This is a genomic window from Rhodovulum sp. BSW8 (assembly GCF_003314725.1).
In the GTDB taxonomy this organism is placed as follows: domain Bacteria; phylum Pseudomonadota; class Alphaproteobacteria; order Rhodobacterales; family Rhodobacteraceae; genus Rhodovulum; species Rhodovulum visakhapatnamense.
The window spans coordinates 34,917-55,329 of record NZ_QNVX01000001.1 but is presented as its reverse complement, the minus strand read 5'-3'; the positions used below and the strand labels follow the sequence as shown (position 1 = coordinate 55,329).

The 20,413-nt window shown below is 68.1% G+C and carries 17 protein-coding genes; 8 read left to right on the top strand and 9 right to left on the bottom strand.

Going from position 1 to position 20,413, the window contains the following annotated elements:
- Positions 1–1,002: 1,002 nt before the first annotated feature.
- Positions 1,003–2,583, top strand: a complete 1,581-nt coding sequence (locus DSD19_RS00250) for a gamma-glutamyltransferase family protein (RefSeq protein ID WP_113668118.1) — start codon at positions 1,003–1,005, stop codon at positions 2,581–2,583.
- Positions 2,584–2,599: 16 nt separating this feature from the next.
- Here the strand turns inward: DSD19_RS00250 and hspQ are convergent, their stop codons facing one another.
- On the bottom strand, positions 2,600–2,926 hold the full coding sequence (gene hspQ, locus DSD19_RS00245; RefSeq protein WP_075787250.1) for a heat shock protein HspQ: 327 nt from the start codon (positions 2,924–2,926) through the stop codon (positions 2,600–2,602).
- An 84-nt stretch (positions 2,927–3,010) separates the two neighbouring features.
- Between hspQ and DSD19_RS00240 the strand changes: the two genes are divergently transcribed.
- Together DSD19_RS00240 and DSD19_RS00235 are read left to right on the top strand one after the other, a co-directional pair.
- The gene (locus DSD19_RS00240; protein WP_113668117.1) at positions 3,011–3,892 is read left to right on the top strand and encodes an AEC family transporter; all 882 of its coding nucleotides are present in this window, start codon (positions 3,011–3,013) and stop codon (positions 3,890–3,892) included.
- Positions 3,893–4,002: 110 nt separating this feature from the next.
- The gene (locus DSD19_RS00235; RefSeq protein WP_075787252.1) at positions 4,003–4,575 is read left to right on the top strand and encodes a lytic transglycosylase; all 573 of its coding nucleotides are present in this window, start codon (positions 4,003–4,005) and stop codon (positions 4,573–4,575) included.
- 54 nt (positions 4,576–4,629) lie between these two features.
- On the opposite strand, the gene DSD19_RS00230 is transcribed toward DSD19_RS00235, so the two are convergent.
- The 4 genes from DSD19_RS00230 to DSD19_RS00215 form a co-directional block, all read right to left on the bottom strand.
- A complete protein-coding gene (locus tag DSD19_RS00230) occupies positions 4,630–5,232 on the bottom strand; it encodes an outer membrane lipoprotein carrier protein LolA (RefSeq protein WP_113668116.1) in 603 nt (200 codons plus the stop codon).
- 69 nt (positions 5,233–5,301) lie between these two features.
- A complete protein-coding gene (locus DSD19_RS00225) occupies positions 5,302–8,067 on the bottom strand; it encodes a DNA translocase FtsK (RefSeq protein WP_113668115.1) in 2,766 nt (921 codons plus the stop codon).
- 12 nt (positions 8,068–8,079) lie between these two features.
- The gene (locus DSD19_RS00220; protein ID WP_113668114.1) at positions 8,080–9,261 is read right to left on the bottom strand and encodes an aminotransferase class I/II-fold pyridoxal phosphate-dependent enzyme; all 1,182 of its coding nucleotides are present in this window, start codon (positions 9,259–9,261) and stop codon (positions 8,080–8,082) included.
- Between the two features lie 139 nt (positions 9,262–9,400).
- Positions 9,401–10,711 carry an amidase gene (locus DSD19_RS00215; protein WP_113668113.1) on the bottom strand — a complete coding sequence of 437 codons (1,311 nt, stop codon included), beginning with the start codon at positions 10,709–10,711 and terminating at the stop codon, positions 9,401–9,403.
- 110 nt (positions 10,712–10,821) lie between these two features.
- Between DSD19_RS00215 and DSD19_RS00210 the strand changes: the two genes are divergently transcribed.
- On the top strand, positions 10,822–12,048 hold the full coding sequence (locus DSD19_RS00210) for an FAD-dependent monooxygenase (RefSeq protein WP_113668112.1): 1,227 nt from the start codon (positions 10,822–10,824) through the stop codon (positions 12,046–12,048).
- A 95-nt stretch (positions 12,049–12,143) separates the two neighbouring features.
- On the opposite strand, the gene DSD19_RS00205 is transcribed toward DSD19_RS00210, so the two are convergent.
- The 3 genes from DSD19_RS00205 to DSD19_RS00195 are packed head-to-tail and all read right to left on the bottom strand — an operon-like array spanning position 12,144 to position 15,248.
- On the bottom strand, positions 12,144–12,626 hold the full coding sequence (locus tag DSD19_RS00205) for a TspO/MBR family protein (RefSeq protein ID WP_337248258.1): 483 nt from the start codon (positions 12,624–12,626) through the stop codon (positions 12,144–12,146).
- Positions 12,627–12,634: 8 nt separating this feature from the next.
- Positions 12,635–13,690 (bottom strand): 15-cis-phytoene synthase, encoded by a 1,056-nt coding sequence (gene crtB, locus DSD19_RS00200; RefSeq protein WP_113668119.1) that lies wholly within the window; start codon positions 13,688–13,690, stop codon positions 12,635–12,637.
- A 1-nt stretch (position 13,691) separates the two neighbouring features.
- On the bottom strand, positions 13,692–15,248 hold the full coding sequence (locus tag DSD19_RS00195) for a phytoene desaturase (protein ID WP_113668110.1): 1,557 nt from the start codon (positions 15,246–15,248) through the stop codon (positions 13,692–13,694).
- A gap of 131 nt (positions 15,249–15,379) precedes the next feature.
- Between DSD19_RS00195 and DSD19_RS21980 the strand changes: the two genes are divergently transcribed.
- From DSD19_RS21980 to bchO, 4 genes are read left to right on the top strand one after another with little or no spacing between them, the layout of a single operon-like run.
- Positions 15,380–16,225: a hypothetical protein gene (locus tag DSD19_RS21980; RefSeq protein ID WP_075787259.1), complete on the top strand. Its 846-nt coding sequence runs from the start codon at positions 15,380–15,382 to the stop codon at positions 16,223–16,225.
- Positions 16,222–17,235: a magnesium chelatase ATPase subunit I gene (gene bchI, locus DSD19_RS00185; RefSeq protein WP_075787260.1), complete on the top strand. Its 1,014-nt coding sequence runs from the start codon at positions 16,222–16,224 to the stop codon at positions 17,233–17,235. The genes DSD19_RS21980 and bchI overlap by 4 nt, the downstream gene beginning before the upstream one ends.
- Positions 17,228–18,925, top strand: coding sequence for a magnesium chelatase subunit D (locus DSD19_RS00180; protein ID WP_243627574.1), 1,698 nt, complete (start codon positions 17,228–17,230; stop codon positions 18,923–18,925). The genes bchI and DSD19_RS00180 overlap by 8 nt, the downstream gene beginning before the upstream one ends.
- Positions 18,926–18,933: 8 nt before the next feature.
- Entirely contained in the window at positions 18,934–19,797 is an 864-nt protein-coding gene (bchO, locus tag DSD19_RS00175; protein WP_113668108.1) for an alpha/beta fold hydrolase BchO, read from the top strand.
- Positions 19,798–19,870: 73 nt separating this feature from the next.
- On the opposite strand, the gene DSD19_RS00170 is transcribed toward bchO, so the two are convergent.
- On the bottom strand, positions 19,871–20,314 hold the full coding sequence (locus DSD19_RS00170; RefSeq protein ID WP_113668107.1) for a cytochrome c family protein: 444 nt from the start codon (positions 20,312–20,314) through the stop codon (positions 19,871–19,873).
- Positions 20,315–20,413: the final 99 nt, after the last annotated feature.

Sequence of the window (20,413 nt, the reverse complement as noted above, 5' to 3'; positions counted from 1 at the left end):
CATCACCCACCGTCAGTCCGGGAGCTTGAATCATTCAGCCGTAGCGGTTTCAAGCAGATCAATGGGTCCTGAGCCTAGACCCGACGCGAGCCGCAAAAAAACCCTGAAAGCTCCCCGAGCGCGCCCAGATCCGAGGCGATAACGTAAGGGTAGCTGCAAATGGCTTCCCTCGGCGTCACGCTCCATATCAGCCCCCACCCAGGGCGTGGCGCCGAGGCTTCCCTCCCCCAGGACATGGTCCGCGATTTCTAGGCCTGAGCTGTCAGGAGGGCACCGCCACGGGCGGCGTGTAGCGGCAGCCGCGCGGGGGTTGGGTCGGCTGCCATCTTTCCCGCATGATACCAAAGGTCGCCCAAACCGAACGGGCTTTCCCGGCGGCCCCGAACCATTCGCGGCGGGTGGCACCCCCCGATCAGGGTTCTGATACACGCGCTCGGATGCCTCGGGTCTCGGATGCCTCGGGTCTGGCCAGAACGCCCCAGATGCCACACACCTCCCCCGGAGAACGCTCGCGTGCCATCCGCACGCCAAATCCCACGAACCGCCCCCTACCCTCAGGCGTTCGGGCCGGAAGCAGCCGCGGACCGCCAGCCAGGGAACGATCCGGCGGTCCACGATGACCCGGAAAGGCCGCCAGAACGCCAGAGCCCGCCCCCCGGAAGCCGTCTCAAGTCGCCTTTGCCGAGACGTCGGCCTGCAGTCGGCAGGACGCGCCTTTCCCCGCCACGGCCAGAGCCTCTGGCCAGGGCGGTAACCCGGCGGGGCGCCCTGCGGCGGGCCGATGGCCCGGAGGACGGAACCGGTGGCACCCCAATGAACCGGCAACCCGGCCGGCCCCCTCTGGAAAAACGAAAAGCGCCACCGGAGCCTCAGAAACCCGCGCATGGCCCGCCGCATCGGCCCCGCTTCCTGCCCGGGCGATGGGTCCGCGCTTTCGCCATTGGAATTGTGGACGGCAGGTTCTACCCTGCCCCGGGTTCGGGATTGGTGCGGGAGGGTTTCATGCGCGATTTCCAGTTGCCGGGTCGCTCGGCGGTGTTTGCGACCAACGGGATGTGCGCGACCTCCCATCCGCTGGCCGCCAAGGTCGCGGTGCAGATGCTCGAGGCAGGCGGCAATGCGGTCGATGCCGCCATCGCCGGGGCGGTGCTGCTGGGGATCTGCGAGCCGCAGATGACCGGGATCGGCGGCGACTGCTTCGTGCTGGTCAAGCCCGCAGGCGAAAACGGAATCGTCGCGCTGAACGGCTCGGGCCGGGCGCCCAAGGGGCTTGAGGCCGCCAGCCTCCGCGACCGGGGGCTGACCGTCATGCCCACGGATGCTGCCGACGCGGTCACGGTGCCCGGCGCCATCGACGCCTTCTGCCGGTTGTCGAAGGACTGGGGCCGGATCGGGCTGAAGGCGAGCCTCGCCCCCGCCATCCACTATGCCGAAGCGGGCGTGCCGGTCGCGCCCCGCACCGCCTTCGACTGGGGCCGCGCCGCAGATCACCTGAAAGGCGCCGCGCGCGACTTCTACCTGCTGGACGGCGCCGCGCCGACCGCGGGCCAGGTCTTCCGCGCCCCGAAACAGGCCGAGGTGTTGCGCCGCATCGCGATGGACGGACGCGCGGGGTTTTATGAGGGTGAGGTGGCCGAGGACATGGTAGCCTCGCTGACCGCGCTGGGCGGCACCCATACGCTGGAGGATTTCGCGGCCACCGCCTGCGATTACGGCTCACCGGTCAGCGGCAGCTACAAAGGCGTCGAGCTGGTCGAGCATCCGCCGAACGGTCAGGGCGCGACCGCGATCCTGATGGCGAACATTCTGGCGAATTTCGACCTGCCGTCGATGGACCCGCTCGGGGCCGAGCGCGCCCATCTCGAGGCCGAGGCCGCCAAGCTGGCCTATGACGCACGGAACCGCTTTGTCGCGGACCCGGCCCACATGACCCGGCTCGACCACATGCTGGCCTCCGAAACGGCGGCAAAGCTGGCCGCGCTGATCGACCCCGACCGGGCGATGGCGAGCCCCGCGCAGCTGTCGGAATCGGTCCACAAGGAAACCATCTACATCACCGTGGTCGACCGCGACCGGATGGCGGTGTCGCTGATCTATTCGATCTTCCACAGCTTCGGCTCGGGGTTGGCCTCGACCAAGTTCGGCATCAACTTCCAGAACCGGGGCGCGGGCTTCAGCCTGACCAAGGGCCATCCGAACGAGGCCGCGGGCGGCAAGCGGCCGATGCACACGATCATTCCGGCGATGCTGAAGAAGGACGGCAAGGTCATCATGCCCTTCGGGGTGATGGGCGGGGCCTATCAGCCGAACGGCCATGCCCGGGTCCTGACCAATATCGTCGATTACGGGATGCATCCGCAGCAGGCGCTGGACGCGCCCCGCAGCTTTGCCGATCAGGGCGAGCTGCTGGTCGAACGCGGCTATGCCGAGGACGTGCGCGCGGCGCTGGCCGCCAAGGGGCATGCGGTGGTCACCCCGCCCTCGGCCATCGGCGGGGCGCAGGCGATCCTGATCGACGACGAGACCGGCGTTCTGCAAGGCGCATCCGACCCGCGCAAGGACGGCTGCGCGCTGGGCTACTGAAGCGGAATGGAGGCGGTCAGTTCAACTGGAACTGCAGGGGATACTGGCCGTCCTCGAACTCGCCGAACAGATCCGACAGGTCCGGGTGATCGACCGGCTCGCCGGTATCGTCGGCCACGAGGTTCTGCTCGGACACGTAGGCCACGTAATAACTGTGGTCGTTCTCGGCCAGCAGGTGATAGAACGGCTGGTCCTTCGAGGGGCGGCTTTCCTCGGGAATCGCGGCATACCAGTCTTCGGTATTCGAGAACATCGCATCCACGTCAAAGACCACGCCACGAAACGGATGCTTCCGGTGACGGACCACTTGACCCAGATGATATTTCGCGTGCGCTTTAAGCATGCCGTTGGAACCCCCGACTTCGAACACTAATCCCGGAGGCATACCCTTGTCCATGCGGCACCACGCTCCCTGGGGAAACACTCTGTGAACCTTATACTTACGGTCCTCGAGATTGTCGCCCCGGTATTCCTTCTGGCCGGGGTAGGATATCTTTGGGTCCGGCTCGGAAACGAATACCGGGTCCAGTTCGTCACCCAACTCGCGATGACGCTGTCGGTTCCCTGCCTGATCTTCACCGCGCTGATGAAGACCCAGATCGAGCCGCAGGCGCTGACCGCGCTGTCGCTGGCCGCGGCGGCGGCCTATGGCGGGGTGACGCTTCTGTGTTTCGGCACGGTGCGGCTGGCGCGGCTGGACCGGCGCACCTATCTGGCGCCGATCATCTTCGGCAATACCGGCAATATGGGCCTGCCGCTGGCGCTGTTCGCCTTCGGCGAGCGCGGCTTCGATTATGCGGTCGTCGTCTTCGCGGTCATGGCGATCTATTCCTTCACCTTCGGGGTCTGGCTGGTTTCGGGCGGCGGCTCGCCCCTGAAGGTGCTGAAAGAGCCGCTGGTCTGGGCCACGGTTCTGGGCGGGCTGTTCCTGTGGCAGGGCTGGCAGACGCCGACCTTCCTGACCAACGCGCTGAGCCTGATCGGGCAGATGGCCATTCCGCTGATGCTGATCACCATGGGGGTGGCCATCGGCCGGCTGCATCCGGGCCACCTGCCCCGCGCGGTCTGGCTGAGCCTCGTCAAGCTGGCGATCTGCCTGGGCGTCGCGGCGCTGGTGGGGCTGTGGTTCGGGCTCGACCGGGTGGCGCTGGCGGTGCTGGTGCTGCAGATCTCGACCCCGGTCGCGGTGACCTCCTACCTTCTGGCCGAGAAATACGGCGCCGATGCCGAGGCCGTGGCGGGGCTGGTTGTCGTCTCGACCCTGATGTCGGTGGTGGCGTTGCCGCTGACGCTGGCTTTCCTGATCTAGGCGGCCCGCCGCGCGGGCGCAGCTTGGGCGTTTCCCCCGGCGCCGATTTCACCTATGATGGTTCCAAACAAGACAAAAAACGGCAGTCGATACAGGTCAACGAGAGACAGATGGGCAGGTTCCTTCTCATCGCCGCATGCCTTTTTCTGGCGGCATGCGGTGACAAATCTCCGCCGCGCAATGTGGAAGACGCCTGCGCCATCGCGCGCGAGCGGCCCCAATACATGCGCGCAATGGAACGCAGCGAACGCCGCTGGGGCGTTCCGGTGCCGGTCCAGATGGCGGTGATCCATCAGGAAAGCAAGTTCGTGGGCGATGCCCGGACCCCCCATCGCTTCGTGCTGGGCATCATTCCGATGGGGCGGCAAAGCTCGGCCTATGGCTACGCCCAGGCCATCGACGGCACCTGGGACATGTACCGTACCAGCACCTCCAATCGCGGGGCGCGGCGGGACGACATCAACGACGCCACCGATTTCATGGGCTGGTACATGGCCGAGTCCCGCACGAAGCTCGGCATCCCGCTCAGCGATGCGCGCAACCAGTATCTGGCCTATCACGAAGGCCATGCCGGGTATGCCCGCAGCAGCTATCGCAGCAAGGCCTGGCTGATGGCGGTGGCGAACCGGGTCGAGGACCGGGCGCAGCTTTATTACGCGCAACTCATCACCTGCAGCCGCTGAGCCCCGCGCCGTGCCCGGGACCCGGACCGAGCCGCCCCCCGGACCGGCCGGGGGTCAGTGCCGCATGCGGTCGTTGGTTTCCTGGATGATGTTGAAAAGCCGGGCCCCCAGCGGCATCCCGGTCTTCAGCTCGCCCAGCACAACGGTAGTCTGGCTGCCGGTCTCGTCGGTGACGATCCATTGCCGCAGCTCGATCGGCTCGTTGGTGAAGACCAGTGTGATGGTGCCGTATTCGGGATGCTCGGGGTCCTGCGCGACGACGCGGGTCGAACTGCCGTCCTCTTCATGCCCCACAACCATCCGGGCGCGGCCCAGATCGACCTGACGCTCGAGGATCAGGTTCAGGGGCGTCCGCTTCAGCGGATACTGTTCGGGCGGCTGGTTGGATTTCTCGTCGAAGACCGCGACCTGCCCGCCGCCCGCCATCACCAGTGCCTTGTCGGGCGGAGCGTATTCGAACCGGGCCCGGCCGGGGCGCCGGATCGACAGCACACCGGTCGAGATCGAGCCGTCGGCGTTGATCTGGGTGAAATCGGCCTGCGCGGTCTGGAAGCTGTTCAGGTAGGCCGACAGAGAGGACAGCGGGATCGGGTCCGCCAGAGCAGGCGTGCCCGCCAGCAGGGCCGCGAGGGCCAGGGAAAGACGAAACGGTTTCATGGCTGCCAATCTAGCGCCGCGGACCGGGTATTTCACCTGCCCGGCCGTCACGAATGGGCGACCCGCCGCTCACGCCTGTTCCGGCACGAGGATCTCGCGCTTGCCCACGTGGTTGGCGGCACTGACCACGCCCTGATCCTCCATCTGCTCGACCAACCGCGCGGCCTTGTTGTAGCCGATGGCCAGCTTGCGCTGGATATAGGAGGTCGAGCATTTGCGGTCCTTGATGACGATCGCCACGGCCTGATCGTACAGCGCGTCCTCGCTGTCGGTATTGCCGCCCAGCCCCAGCACCAGGTCGATGTCGCTTTCCTTGTCCTCGTCCGGTCCCTCGACCACGCCGCCCACGTAATCGGGCGGGCCGAAGGTCTTGAGGTAGTTGACGATCTCCTCGACTTCCTCGTCGCTGACAAAGGGGCCGTGCACGCGCGAGATGCGCCCGCCGCCGGCCATGTACAGCATGTCGCCCATGCCCAGCAGCTGTTCGGCCCCCTGTTCGCCCAGAATGGTGCGGCTGTCGATCTTGCCGGTCACCTGAAAGCTGATCCGGGTCGGGAAGTTGGCCTTGATCGTGCCGGTGATGACGTCGACCGAGGGCCGCTGGGTCGCCATGATCAGGTGGATGCCCGAGGCCCGCGCCATCTGCGCCAGCCGCTGGATGCAGGCCTCGATCTCCTTGCCCGCGACCATCATCAGGTCGGCCATCTCGTCGACGATGACGACGATATAGGGCAGCGTCTTGGGCAGGAATTCCTCGGTCTCGAAGACGGGCTCGCCGGTCTCGTCGTCAAAGCCGGTCTGCACCGTGCGCTTGAACATCTCGCCCTTGGCCATCGCGTCGCGCACCCGGCCGTTATAGCCCTCGATGTTGCGCACGCCCATCTTGGACATCTTGCGATAGCGTTCCTCCATCTCGCCCACGACCCATTTCAGCGCGACGACGGCCTTCTTGGGGTCGGTGACGACCGGGGACAACAGATGCGGGATGCCGTCATAGACCGACAGTTCCAGCATCTTGGGGTCGATCATGATCAGCCGGCATTCATCCGGCGTCAGCTTGTACAGAAGCGACAGGATCATGGTGTTGATCGCGACCGACTTGCCCGACCCGGTGGTCCCAGCGATCAGCAGGTGGGGCATCTTGGCCAGGTTCGCGACAACCGGATCGCCGCCGATATCCTTGCCCAGCGCCAGCGGCAGCCGCTGTGCGCTGTCGCCGAAATCGCGCGCCGACAGGATCTCGCGCAGCACCACCTTCTCGCGGCGGGCATTGGGCAGCTCGATCCCGATCACGCTGCGCCCGGGCACGGTCGAGACCCGGGCCGACAGCGCCGACATGCTGCGCGCGATGTCGTCGGCCAGGCCGATGACCCGGCTGGCCTTGAGACCCGGCGCCGGTTCCAGCTCGTACATGGTGACGACGGGGCCGGGCCGGACCGAGACGATCTCGCCCTTCACGCCGTAATCGTCCAGCACGTTTTCCAGCATGCGGGCATTCTCTTCCAGCGCCTCTTCGCTGAGGTAATGCCGCTCGATGGTGTCGGGATTGGTCAGGAGCGACAGCGGCGGGTGCTGATAGCCGTCTTCCGAATCGTCGAATTGCAGGCCCGGCTGGGCCTCGTCGCGGGCACGCCGCGAGGGCAGGACCGACTTGCGCGGCGGCTGCTCGACCAGCTTGCGCGGCTCGACCACCGGGATCGAGGGGCGCGGCGGCTGGGCGGGCTGAGGCGCAGCCTCGTAAGGCGCCTCGTAAGGGGAGACGAACCCATCCTCGTCCTCGAAGGCATCGATCTCGGGCACGTCGATCCTGGCCCCCGGCGCGGGCGCCTGCGGCACGGTCAGCGCGGCGCTGCGCACCACCGGCGGCTCGGGGCGGAAGCCCGTCGGCACCGGCGCGCTGCGGGTCGCGCGCGACCGGATCACGTCGGCAATCCGCGCCCGGATGCGTTCTTCGGCGGCAGGCGTCATCGCCGGACCGTCCTCGTCCTCGTCATCGATCAGATCGGGATCGGCCCGGCGGCGAAAGACCGGCAGCCGCGAGAACAGGCCGCCCCGGGCGGGCGCCTCCTCGGCGTCGTCATAATCGTCCCCGTCGTCGTAGTCCGGGGCGACGGGGTCGGCCCGGGACGAACGGCGCGCCTGCACCCCCTCGCCATAGCGCACCGCGCCATGCAGGGCACCGCGCAGACCGCGCCCGGTGGCGCCGCGCAGCGCATCATAGCTGAGGATCAGGCCCAGCAGAACGCCGCGCCCGAACCGACGCAGCTCGTCCCGGTCGACGCCCATAACGAACAGCCCCAGCGCCAGCGCGCCCAGCCAGACCAGCGCCGACACAAGCTTGAGTCCGACGATGGTGTCGATCGGCACAAGCCCCAGCACCGCGCCCAGCACGGTATCGCCGAACAGCCCGCCCATGCCGAAGCTGTGGGTCCATTCGGGCGTCGGCACATGGGTCGCCGTATAGACCGAGGCCAGACAGACCAGGAAGGGCGCGAAAATCACCCGCGACAGCGCCCGGTCCTCGCCCCAATGGGCAGCGAGCCGGACACCCCAGGCCGCGGGCACCGCGACCAGCGCCCAGCCGCCATAGCCCACGACGATGTAGATCGGCGAGGCGATCGAGGCGCCGAACCGGCCCAGAAGGTTCTGCGCCGGGGCATCGGTCGCCGACAGCCAGCTCGGGTCGTCGGTCACGTAGCTGCCCAGCGTCATCGCCAAAAGCGCCGCCAGCAGCATCAGACCGATGCCCAGAAGCTCCTTGCCCCGCCGCTCGATGGCGGCCTGGGTGGTCTGGTCAAGCAGGGGTTCGCGCCGTTTCATCTGATAAGAAGCCATGCCCTTGCCCCCTCAACCGTACAGACAGTCGCGCAACCGGACCAGCGCCGCCGCCATTTCATCCTCGGGCGCCACCATGGCCACGCGGACAAAGCCCGCACCCGGATTGGCGCCATCGACCTCGCGCGAAAGATAGGCGCCGGGCAGAACCCGCACCCCCGTCTCGCACCAGAGCCTCAGCGCCGCCGTTTCGCCATCGGCGACCGGCAGCCACAGGAAGAACCCGGCCTCGGGCGGCCGGTAGCCCGGCACATCGCCGAGGATCTCGTCGGCGCGGGCGTATTTGCGCACATATTGCGCCCGGCTCGCCTCGACATGGACCTCCTCGGCCCAGAGCCGTTCTGCCGCGCGCTGCAGCGGCAGCGGTAGCGGCGCCCCGGCATAGGACCGAAGCTGCTTGATCCGGCGCAGGCTTTCCGGCCCGCCGGCGGCGAACCCGGACCGCAGCCCCGGCAGGTTCGACCGTTTCGAAAGCGAATGGAACGTCACCACCCGTTCCGGATCGGCCCCAAGCTCCTGCGCGACGGTCAGCGCCCCCGTGGGCGGGGTGTCACGATAGATCTCGGAATAGCATTCGTCGGCGAAGATCCGGAAATCGTGCTTTTCGGCCAGCCGGATCAGGTCGGCCCAGTAGTCGCGGTCGGCCACCGCGCCCTGCGGATTCGAGGGCGAGCAGAGATAGGCGATGGCAACGCGGTCCAGCAGCTCGGGCGGCAGCGCGGCGAAATCGGGCAGAAAGCCGGTTTCGGCGGTCGCGGGCACATAGACCGGATCGGCCGCCACTGCCAGCGCGGCCACGGCATAGACCTGATAGAACGGGTTCGGCGTCAGGATGACCGGCCGGGCGCCCGCTTTCGTCTCGGGGCACAGCGCGAGGGCTGCATTGAACAGCCCCTCGCGGGTGCCGTTCAGCGTGGTGATCTGGGTTTCGGGATCGAGCGCCACGCCGTAACGGCGGCCGACCCAGCCCGCGATGGCCGCGCGCAGTTCAGGTGTGCCCTCGTTCGGAGGATACTTGCCAAAGTCATGGGCATGCTCGGCGACGATGTCGGCGACCCAGTCGGGAAAGGCGTGCCTCGGCTCGCCGATGGTCATGTGCACGGGCACGCCGCCGGGCTCATGCACATCCAGAAGACGCCTGAGTCGCGGGAACGCGTAGTCCGGAAGGTTCGAGAACCGCTCGGGAAAGGTCATGGACCCCAATCTTGTCTGTCGTACTGCCTCGGTTCGGAGTCGTCAGGGCGCTCCGATTGTGCCTCACGATAGACCTTCGCCGCGCCGGGGTCCAGAAAGCCCGGCGCGGTCAACCCGGTGCCGGGCGAAGTTGTGGCATTTAGGTCAGGGCGCGTTCCGCCGCCGCGCCGATCCGCAGCAGCCGCTCTTCCGACATCGGCAGCCCCAGGAACGAGATCCCCGTGGACGGCACGCCGGTCGGCAGGGTCAGCACCGCGCTGCCCATCAGGTTGCCGATCCGGGTGTTGCGCAGCGCCAGCAGGTTCTCGGCCATGAAGAACTCGGAATCGGCCAGCAGCCGGTCGACATTGGGCGGCAGGATCGGACAGGTCGGCAGCAGCACCGCGTCATATCCCGCGATCCGCGCGGTCCAGGTCGCACGCAGCCGGTCGAGCAGCTGCCAGGCGGCGACATAGTCGGCCCCCAAGAAGGTCTTGCCGCCCCGGAACCGGTCCAGCACCGGCGGATACATCTTTTCGGGCTCGGCCTCGATCATCGTGCGCCAGGTTCCGTAGGCCTCGGTCGCGAACAGCACGCCCGCCAGCGCCAGCGCTTCGGCCACCTCGGGCGCCTGCCCCCGGACAATGGTCGCGCCCTCTTCGGCAAGCCGCCCGATGGCATGGTTGAACCCCGCCCGGGGCGCATCGCGCAGCCCGTCAAGCGCGACCGTCTCCAGCACCAGGAACTGTGTGCCCTTCAGGCTCGGCTCGGACAGATCGGCCGGTCGGCCCCCTTCCAGCGCGGCCAGCAGCAGGGCCGCATCCTCGACGGTCCGCGTCAGCGGCCCGACCGTGTCGAATTTCGGGCAGAGCGGCACCACGCCCTTCAGCGAGACCCGCCCCGAGGTGGTCTTGAGCCCCACCAGATCGTTCCAGACCGCCGGGATGCGCACCGAGCCCCCGGTATCGGACCCGATCGCGCCCGCCGCCAGCCCGAAGGCGACCGAGGCCGCCGCCCCCGAGGACGATCCGCCCGGCGCGCCCTTGGGGTCGTTGATGCAGGGCGGCGTCGCCGTCACCGGGTTCAGGCCCAGCCCTGAAAAGGCCAGTTCGGTCATATGGGTCTTGCCCAGGCAGACCAGACCGCCCGCAGTCGCCGCGGCCAGCACCTCGGCATCGCGGTCGGGCACCCGGCCCTGCAACAGCGCCGCCCCGGCCTCGGTCGCGGTGCCCGCGCTGTCGAACAGGTCCTTCCACGAGATCGGCACCCCGTCGAGCGGCCCGAGCCTGAGCCCGGCCCGCGCCCGGCCGCGCGCGGCCTCGGCCTCGGACAGCGCGCGCGCGCGGGTGGTGCGGGCATAGATCCGGTCGCGCAGCGGATGGCCCGCGATCTCGTCGAGGAAGGTCGCGGTCAGGTCCACCGGGTCGATCTTGCCTGTCTCGATCCCGCGGCCCAGATCGCCTGCACTCATTCCCAACCAGTTCTGCACCATACCCGGCCTCCACCGTCCAAAAACCTGCGCGCGAGGCTAGCGGGGCCGGGGCTTATGGACAATCCCGGGCGGACCGCCATATTCACGCCATGACCTACGATTCCGAGATCCTGATCGTCGGCGGCGGGCTGAACGGCCCGGCGCTTGCGCTTGCGCTGGCCCGCGCCGGGCTTTCCGTCACGGTGATCGACGCCCTGCCCCGGGCCGACCGGTCCGGCGACCGCTTCGACGGCCGGTCCTATGCGCTGGCCCTGGGCTCGACCCGGCTGCTGTCGGCCATCGGGGTCTGGCCCGGGCTCGTCCATCGCAGCCAGCCGATCCTCGAGATCGTCGCCTCGGACGGGCGCGCGGGCGAAGGGGCTGCGCCCTTCTTCCTCGACTTCCACCATGGCGAGATCGAGGAAGGCCCGATGGGCCACATGATCGAGGACCGCTACCTGCGCCAGGCCATGCTGGACGCGCTGGAGGCCGCCCCCCGGATAGCGACCCTGTCGGGCGAGACCGTGATCGCGCAAGAGACCGACGCGACCGGCATCGCGGTGACGCTGGCCTCGGGGCGGCGGCTGCGCGGCCGCGTGCTGGTCGGCTGCGACGGGCGCCGGTCGGGCACCGCCCAGCGTGCGGGTATCCGCCGAACGGGCCATGAGTACGGCCAGACCGCGCTGGTCTGCGCCATCGCCCACGAGCACCCGCATAACGGCACCGCGCATCAGTTCTTCATGCCGCCGGGGCCGCTGGCGATCCTGCCGCTGCCCGGCAACCGCAGTTCCATCGTCTGGAGCGAGCGTCACGCCCAGGCCGCCGCGATCCAGGCGCTGGACGACGCGGCCTATCTCGAGGTGCTGCGCCCCCGCTTCGGCGACTTTCTGGGCGAGATCCGGCTGGAAGGCGAGCGGTTCACCTATCCGCTGAGCCTGACGCTGGCCGATGCCTTCTGCGCGCCCCGGCTGGCGCTTCTGGGCGACGCGGCACACGGGGTGCATCCCATTGCCGGGCAGGGCCTGAACCTCGGGCTGCGCGATGTGGGCGCCCTGGCCGAGGTGCTGGTCGGGGCGAAACGGCGGGGCGAGGATATCGGCGCCATCGACGTCCTTGAACGCTACCAGACCTGGCGGCGCTTCGACACGACCCTGATGGCGGCCGGGACCGATATGGTCAACGCGCTCTTTTCGAACGACAATCCGCTGCTGCGGCTGGGCCGCGATCTGGGTCTTGGCGCGGTTGCGGCGCTGCCCGGACTGCGCCGCCGCTTTATCCGCGAGGCGGCCGGGCTGACCGGCGCCCTGCCCCGGCTGATGACCGGTCGGCCGCTTTAGAAGCCGGTCTTTCAGCGTTCCAGAACGAAATCGCCCGGCCATTCGGCCGGGCGTTTCGTTTGTCGCTCGATAGGGTTTGCAGCAGGCCTTGCGGCTCAGGCGCCTGCGGGCTGTGCCGCGCCGCGATTGCGCCGCCAGATCGAGAAGTTCAGCGCCCAGGCATAGCTGGTCCAGACCACATAGGGGGCAATCAGCAGCCCCGCGACCATGTCGACCCGCCAGAACGAAATCGCCATGGCCAGAACCGACAGCCACATGCCGCAGAGCACGACCAAAGCGGCGCCCAGCCGGTGCAGGCCGAAGAAGACCGGCGACCAAAGCGTATTGAAAGCGACCTGCAAGCCCCAGATCGCCAGGGCGTAGACCAGCAGCGGGCTTCCCGAGATCGCGACGCGGGTCGCCGCATAGGCCATGCAGATGTAAAGCACGAACCACGCCACCGGAAAGAGCCAGTTCGGCGGGGTCCAATTGGGTTTGTCGATGCGGTCATACCAGCCGTCAGGCGAGAAGAATGCACCGGTTGCGCCAGCCGCATAGGTGGTGGCGAGGAATATTCCGAAGAGGGGCCAATCGATCATCATGGATCTTAAATAGCCTCGCGGCGATATTGTTCCAATGTGGCACCGCGTCTCGCACGTTCCCGGGCCTCGAGCTGGGCCAGAATCGCGATGATCTCGCCCGCGCGGCCCTCGCCCCAGGGGTTGTCGGACGGCCGCCGGGTTGCCGTCGCCTCGACCAGATAGGCGCATTCGGGCAGCGGCTTGCCATACAGCACCGCAGATCGCGGCATGACACTGGCCACCATCGCCTGCGCCGCCGACCAGATCAGCCAGCCAAGCTTCTGGCCCTTGCTGGTATAGGCACGGCGGGTGATGTTGTCGTAATCGGCCCGGCGCACCTCGCGCCCGATGGCGGCATAGATATGACGCGCGGCGAAGATCCCGGGGCGGCACGAGAAGGGCAGCTCGGCCAGGCCCGGCTCGGACCGGAAGTAAAGCCGGTTGGCATCGGCCAGCAGCTTCTGGGTCAGACGGCGGATGCTGGGCGAGGGCTGGGGCCGGGCCAGGAACTCGTCGACGTCGAGCCCGACCTCGGTCATCCACTGCAGCGGCAGGTAGACCCGGCCCTCGGCCGCGTCCTCGCCCACATCGCGGGCGATGTTGGTCAGTTGCATCGCGACACCCAGATCGCAAGCCCGTGCCAGCGCATGCGGATCGCGGACCCGCATCAGCACCGCCATCATCACGCCGACCGCCGCCGCGACCCGCGCCGAATAGTCGTAGACCCCCGACAGCGTTTCATAGCGCCGCCCCATCGCGTCCCAGGCCATGCCCTCCAGCAGCGCCTCGGGCAGGGTGCGCGGCATCTCGAACTCGTCGACCACCGCCGCGAAGGCGCGGTCGCAGGGTGCGTTCCGGGGCTGACCGCGATAGATCAGGTCCAGCCGCTCGCCCAGCATCAGCACGGCGGCCGACTTGTCATGGGTCAGATCGACCGCATCGTCGGTCAGCCGGCAGAAGGCGTAAAGCGCCAGCGCCGGGTCGCGGACCCGGGCCGGCAGCAGTTTCGAGGCGGCATGGAACGAGTAGGACCCGGTGCGGATCGAGTCCTCGCAATGCTTCAGATCCGCCGGGTCGATCATCTCAGCCCGCCGCGACACGATCCGCATCCGGCACGAGCTTGGCCATCACCTCGGCCGAGGTGACGACGCTGGGCAGGCCCGCGCCGGGATGGGTGCCCGCGCCCACCAGATACAGGCCCTCGACCTCTTCGCTGATGTTGTGCGGACGGAAATTGGCGCTTTGGAAGATCCGGGGCTCCAGCGAGAACCCGGCGCCGAAGGGCGACAGATATCGCGCCTGGAAGCTGTTCGGCGTGAAGACGAGGCTGGTCGAGACATGCTGCCCGAGCCCCGGCATCAGCTTTTCTTCCATGAAGTTCAGCACCATCTTGCGATAGCGTTCGGCATTGGCCGTCCAGTCGACCGGGTGATCGGCATGCAGGTTCGGCACCGGCGACAGCGCATAGAAGGTGTCGTCGCCCTCGGGCGCGGCGGTCGGGTCGGTGACGCTGGGCCGGTGGATGTAAAGGCTCATGTCGTCGGCCAGCTCTTCGGGCTTGAAGAAGATGTCCTTCACCAGGCCCTTGTAGCGCGGCCCGTTCAGCACGGTGTGATGGCCCACGTCCTTCCACATGCCGCGGGTGCCCTTCGTGCCGAAATACCAGACGAACAGGCCCATCGACCACCGCTTCTTGGCCAGACTCTCGTCGGTCCAGCGCCAGCGGCGGGTGTTGCGCAGCAGGTGGCTGTAGGTGAAGCCCGAGTCGGCGTTCGAGACGACCACATCGGCATCGAGGACCTCGCCCGAGGCCAGCTTGACCCCGGCCGCCTTGTGCTTCTTGACCAGGATCTCGTCGACCTCGGTCTGCATCCGCAGCACGCCGCCCTGATCCTCGATGACGCCCGCCATCGCCTTGGCGATCGCGGCAACGCCGCCCATCGCGTAATGCACCCCGAATTCCTTCTCGAGATGGCTGACGAGGATATACATCGAGGTGACGTTGAACGGATCGCCGCCGATGAACAGCGGATGGAACGACAGCGCCATGCGCAGGCGTTCGTCCTTCACCCGGCTTGCGGCATGGGCATAGACCGAACGGTCGGCGCGCAGCATCCCGAAGATGTGCAGGACCTTGGCCAGCTCCTTCCACTCGCTCATCGGGCGGCGGCCGAGCCCCTCGAAACCGAACCAGTAGCGTTTCTCGCTGTCCTTCAGGAACTGGTCATAGCCCGCCAGATCGCCGGGCGAGAGCCGCGCCACTTCGGCCCGCATCTGTTCGGTGTCCTGCCGGGCACGGAAGCGCTCGCCATCGGGGAAGACGATCTCGTAGAACGGGTCCATCGGGACCAGCTTGACGTCCTTGTCGAAATCGCGCCCGCAGGCGGACCAAAGGTCGCGGAAGACCTGCGGCACGGTGACGATGGTCGGCCCCAGATCGAAGCGGTGGCCGTCCTGCCAGATCGCCGATCCGCGCCCGCCGGGCACGTCGAGCTTGTCGACGACGGTGACGGAATATCCCTTGGCGCCCAGACGCATGGCTGCGGCCAGCCCGCCCAACCCGGCTCCGATTACAACGGCGTGCGGGCGTTTGGCCCGAACGGCTTCATCCGCCAGGGCGGGATCGACTCGTGTCATCATGTCGCTAGGTTAAACCTGTCTAGTTTAGTTTACAATGCTTCTACCGGATACGCGCCGGGGGCGGCAGGTTCCTTGCGGTCGCACCCCGAAGAGCCCAGAAGATGACCGACAGCCGTTTAGGAGAGTCGCATATGCAAGTCGTCACCATCAGCTTTTTTCGTTATGACAACTGGGCTTCGCGCCTCGAGGCGCTGAGCCAGATGGCCCGCGGCCGCTACGCCTTGAAGACCGTTCCGGGGCTGGAATTCTTCAAGCTTCTGGGCACCGGCTCGGATGAGGGGTTCAATCCCCGCCCCAACGTCAACGTCAACGCGATTCTCTGTGTCTGGCCCGACATGGCGACCGCCAAGGCGGGCCTGAAGGGCTCGATCACCCACCGGACGCTGCGCGATCATTCCTGCGAGGCCTACACGATCTACCTGTCCCCCACCTCGGCCCGCGGCATGTGGTCCGGTGTCGAGCCGCTGAAGGTCACCGAAAAGGCCGAACCGGGCCCGCTGGCCGTGCTGACCCGCGCCACCGTCAAGCTGCCCATCGCGCTGCAGTTCTGGAAGCACGTGCCGCAGATCCAGAAAGAGGTCGCGGCCGACCCGACCTGCGTCTTCCACATGGGCATGGCCGAGGTGCCCTGGGTGCAGCAGGTCACCTTCTCGCTGTGGAAGGGCGCCGGCACGATGGCGGGCTTTGCCCATGGCGAGACCCCGCATGGCCACGCGATCCGGGCCGCCTATGGCGATCACTGGTTCAAGGAAGACCTCTATGCCCGCTTCAAAATCCTTGAGGAAGAGGGTACGTGGGAGGGCGGAAGCCCGATGGCCCTGCTGAAGTCCGACGCCAAACCGGCTGCCCCGGCCCCGGCCGCCCCGCCGGCGACCGAAGCTCCGGCCGCCAAGGAACCCGCGGCCGAGAAACCCGCGAAGCCCACGAAGGCCCCCAAGAAATCCCGGGGACCCAAGAAATCGAAAGTGACCGCATGACTCAACCCTTTCCCTTCTCCGCCATCGTCGGCCAGGAGGAGATGAAGCAGGCGATGATCCTCACGGCGATCGACCCGGGGATCGGAGGCGTTCTGGTGTTCGGCGACCGCGGAACCGGCAAATCGACGGCCGTGCGCGCGCTGGCCGCCCTTCTGCCGCCGATCCACGCGGTCGCGAGCTGCCCGGTCAACTCGCCCTCGCTGGACCGGTGCCCGGACTGGGCACACCTGACCTCGACCGAGATCGTCACGCGGCCGACCCCGGTGGTCGACCTGCCGCTGGGCGTGACCGAGGACCGGGTGGTCGGCGCGCTCGACATCGAGAAGGCGCTGACCAATGGCGAGAAGGCGTTCGAGCCCGGCCTGCTGGCGCGGGCGAACCGCGGATATCTCTATATCGACGAGGTCAACCTGCTGGAGGACCATATCGTCGACCTGCTGCTCGACGTCGCCCAGTCGGGCGAAAACGTGGTGGAACGGGAAGGTCTGTCGATCCGGCACCCGGCGCGCTTCGTGCTCGTCGGGTCCGGCAACCCCGAAGAGGGCGAACTGCGCCCGCAGCTTCTGGACCGCTTCGGCCTGTCGGTCGAGGTGACCTCGCCCAAGGACATCGACACCCGGATCGAGGTGATCCGCCGCCGCGACACCTACGAGATGGACTATGAGGGCTTCATGGAGAAATGGCGCCCCGCCGATGCCGAGCTGCGCGACCGGATCGTGGCCGCCCGTGGCCATCTCAAGACCATGGCCAGCGACGAGTCCGTGTTGCGCGACTGCGCCGAGCTGTGCCTGGCACTGGGCTCCGACGGGCTCAGGGGCGAGCTGACGCTGCTGAAGGCGTCGCGCGCGCTGGCGGCCTTCGAGGGGGCCGACGCGGTGACCCGGGCGCATGTGCGCCAGGTCGCGCCCTCGGCGCTGCGCCATCGCCTGCGCCGCGATCCGCTGGACGAGGCCGGGTCCACCACCCGCGTGGGCCGCGTGGTCGAGGAGGTGCTGGGTGAGTCTGCCTGACGGCATCTGGACCCGGGTCGAGATCGGCCTGAACGCACTGGCCGTCGATCCGGCCGGGCTGGGGGGCCTGTGGCTCCGCGCCCGGTCGGGGCCGGTGCGCGACCGGGTGATCGAGGCCCTGCCGGCCCTGCCCCTGCCCCTCAAGCGCCTGCATCCTTCCATTGGTGACGAACAGCTGTTCGGCGGCATCGACCTGACGGCCACGCTGTCCTCGGGCAAGCTGGTCGAACGGGCGGGCCTTCTGGCCGAGCCCGCGATCCTCGTGCTGCCGATGGCCGAACGGACCCAGCCGGGCCTTGCCGCGCGGCTGGCCGGGGCGATGGATCAGGGCACCGGGCATTGCCTGATCGCGATGGACGAGGGCGCCGAGCCGCAGGAAACCCTGCCCGAGGCGCTGACCGACCGGCTGGCGCTGCATCTCGATCTCGACGCCCTGCCCTTGGGTCAGACCGGGCGCATCGCGATGGATACCGAGGCGCTGGCCGCCGCTCGCGCCCGGCTGCCGGGCGTCCGTGCGGGCGATAAGGTGCTCGAAGACCTGACCGTGCTGGCGGTGCGGCTGGGCATCGACTCGTTGCGCGCGCCGATGCTGGCGCTGAAGGCCGCCAAGGCGCTGGCGGCACTCGCGGGCAATGACGCGGTCGATCAGGACGATCTGACCGCCGCCGTCCAGCTGGTGCTGGCGCCCCGCGCGACGCAATTCCCCGAAGAACCGGCCGAGGACGACCAGCCGCCGCAGGACGACCCGCCCCCGCCCGAGCCCGAGCAGGGCGACAAGGACCAGAACGAAGGCGAGGCGCAGTCGCTGGACGACCTGCCGCTGCAGGACATCCTGCTGGAGGCCGCCAAGGCGACGCTGCCTGCGGACCTGCTGGCGAACCTTGCCGCGAAGAAGGCCCAGCGCGCGGGCGGCGGCATTTCGGGCGCCGGCGCCAAGCGCAAGGGCAACCGGCGCGGCCGGCCGATCCCGGCCCGGCGCGGGCGGCTGGATACCGGCGCGCGGCTCGACGTGATCTCGACGCTGCGGGCCGCCGCACCCTGGCAGACCATCCGCAAGCGGGAATCGAGCTTCGAGCGGCCGCTGCATATCCGCACCGACGACTTCCGCATCAAGCGCTTCGAAGAGAAGTCCGACCGGCTCCTGATCTTCGTGGTCGATGCCTCGGGTTCTGCGGCGATGACCCGTCTGGCCGAGGCCAAGGGCGCGGTCGAACTGCTGCTGGCCGAGGCCTATGCCCGGCGCGACCATGTCGCGCTGGTCGCGTTCCGGGGCGAGGCGGCGGAACTGCTGCTGCCGCCGACGCGGTCGCTGGTACAGACCAAGCGGCGGCTTGCGGCGCTTCCGGGCGGGGGCGGCACGCCGCTGGCGGCCGGGCTGAAGACCGCTCTGGAACTGGCGATCCAGTCCAAGGGGCGGGGCATGACGCCGACGGTCGCGCTGCTGACCGACGGGCGGGCGAATATCGCGCTCGACGGCACCGCCAACCGGACGATGGCGGCCGAGGATGCGACGCGAATGGCGACCGCGATCCGCGCCAACGGCTATCCGGCGATGGTGATCGACATGGGCCAGCGGCCCGAACGGTCGCTGAAGGCACTGGCCGACACGCTGGGCGCGCCCTACATCCCCCTGCCGAGAGCCGACGCCAACCGGCTCTCGACCGCCGTATCGGCCGCTCTCGACGCCTGAGGGAACGCATGGACTGGACCCGGGACGGAAGCGATTGGCCGAACCGGGAGTTTTCCCGGTTCGTGCGTCATCGACCGCATTACTGGCATCTGCAGGTGGCGGGCGACGGGCCCGTCGTGCTGCTGATCCACGGCACCGGCGGCGCGACCCATAGCTGGCGCGATGTCTTTCCCATTCTGGCCGAACGCTATCGCGTGGTGGCGCTTGACCTGCCCGGTCAGGGCTTCACCCGGCTCGGCGCGCGGCAGCGCTGCGGGCTCGATGCGATGAGCCGCGACATCTCGGCCCTGCTCGATGGCGAGGCGCTGCTGCCGGACGCCATTATCGGCCATTCGGCCGGGGCGGCCATCGCCCTGCGGATGGTGCGCGACCTGAAACGGCCGCCGAAGGCGCTGGTCGGGCTGAATGCCGCGCTGGAAAGCTTCAAGGGGCCTGCGGGCTTCGTCTTTCCGATGATGGCGCGGATGATGGCGCTGAACCCGTTCTCGGCCTCGGAAATCTCGCGCTGGCTGGGAACGGCCGCCGGGGTCGAATACATGATCGCCGGGATCGGCAGCGAGCTTTCGCCCGAGGGGCTGGCGCTTTACCGTCGGCTGGTGGCCGACCGCCACCATACCGACGCGACGCTGGCCATGGTCGCGCAATGGTCGCTGGACGGGCTGCAGCACGACCTGCCCTCGATCGACGTGCCGACCCTGCTGATCGTCGGAGAGGACGATCGGGCGGTCCCGGTGTCGGGCTCGGTGCAGGCGGCGGCGCGGCTGCCGCGAGCAGAGCTTGCACGGTTCCCGGGGCTTGGCCATCTGGCCCATGAAGAGGCCCCCGAGGCGGTCACCGCCCGGATCGAGGCCTTTCTCGACGACCGCCTCTGACCGGCGGCCCGCGGTGCGGGAACAAAAAAGGCCGCCGGGAAGGCCGGCGGCCGTTTCGCGCGACAGGCGCCGCTTATTCGTGGGTGCCGAAGCTCGCGATATAGGCGAAGACGTCGCGGATTTCCTGTTCCTTGACGCGCTGGTTGGTCATCAGCCCGCGGCCCTTGGGGTCCTGGGTGAATTCGCGCAGGAAGTCGGTCGGGCCGGGCACGTAATTGACCAGCTCGTCCTCGGTCCAGACCAGACCCTTTTCGCCGGCCTCTTTCATGAGGTCGGAATACTTGAAACCCTCGATGGCGGCGGCATGACGGCCCGGCATCTTGAAGAGGTTGGGGCCGACCTTGGCATTGCGCCCGGCGACCACCTCGCCCGCGTCATTCTCGACGATGTGGCAGGTCTGACAGATCTTGTTGAACACCTTCTCGCCTTCAGCCGGATCGCCGGTCACATCGACGGCAAGCGCCGGGCCGGCAATCAGGGCTGCCGCGGCAGCGGCGAGCGCGAATTTCGAATTCATGGGTCTCTCCCTGACTCAACTGAACCGGTGCATACCATGGAACGCAGCCCCGGGAAGGTCAATCTATATGGGTCGCTAAACAAAGGGTTTCCGACCAAT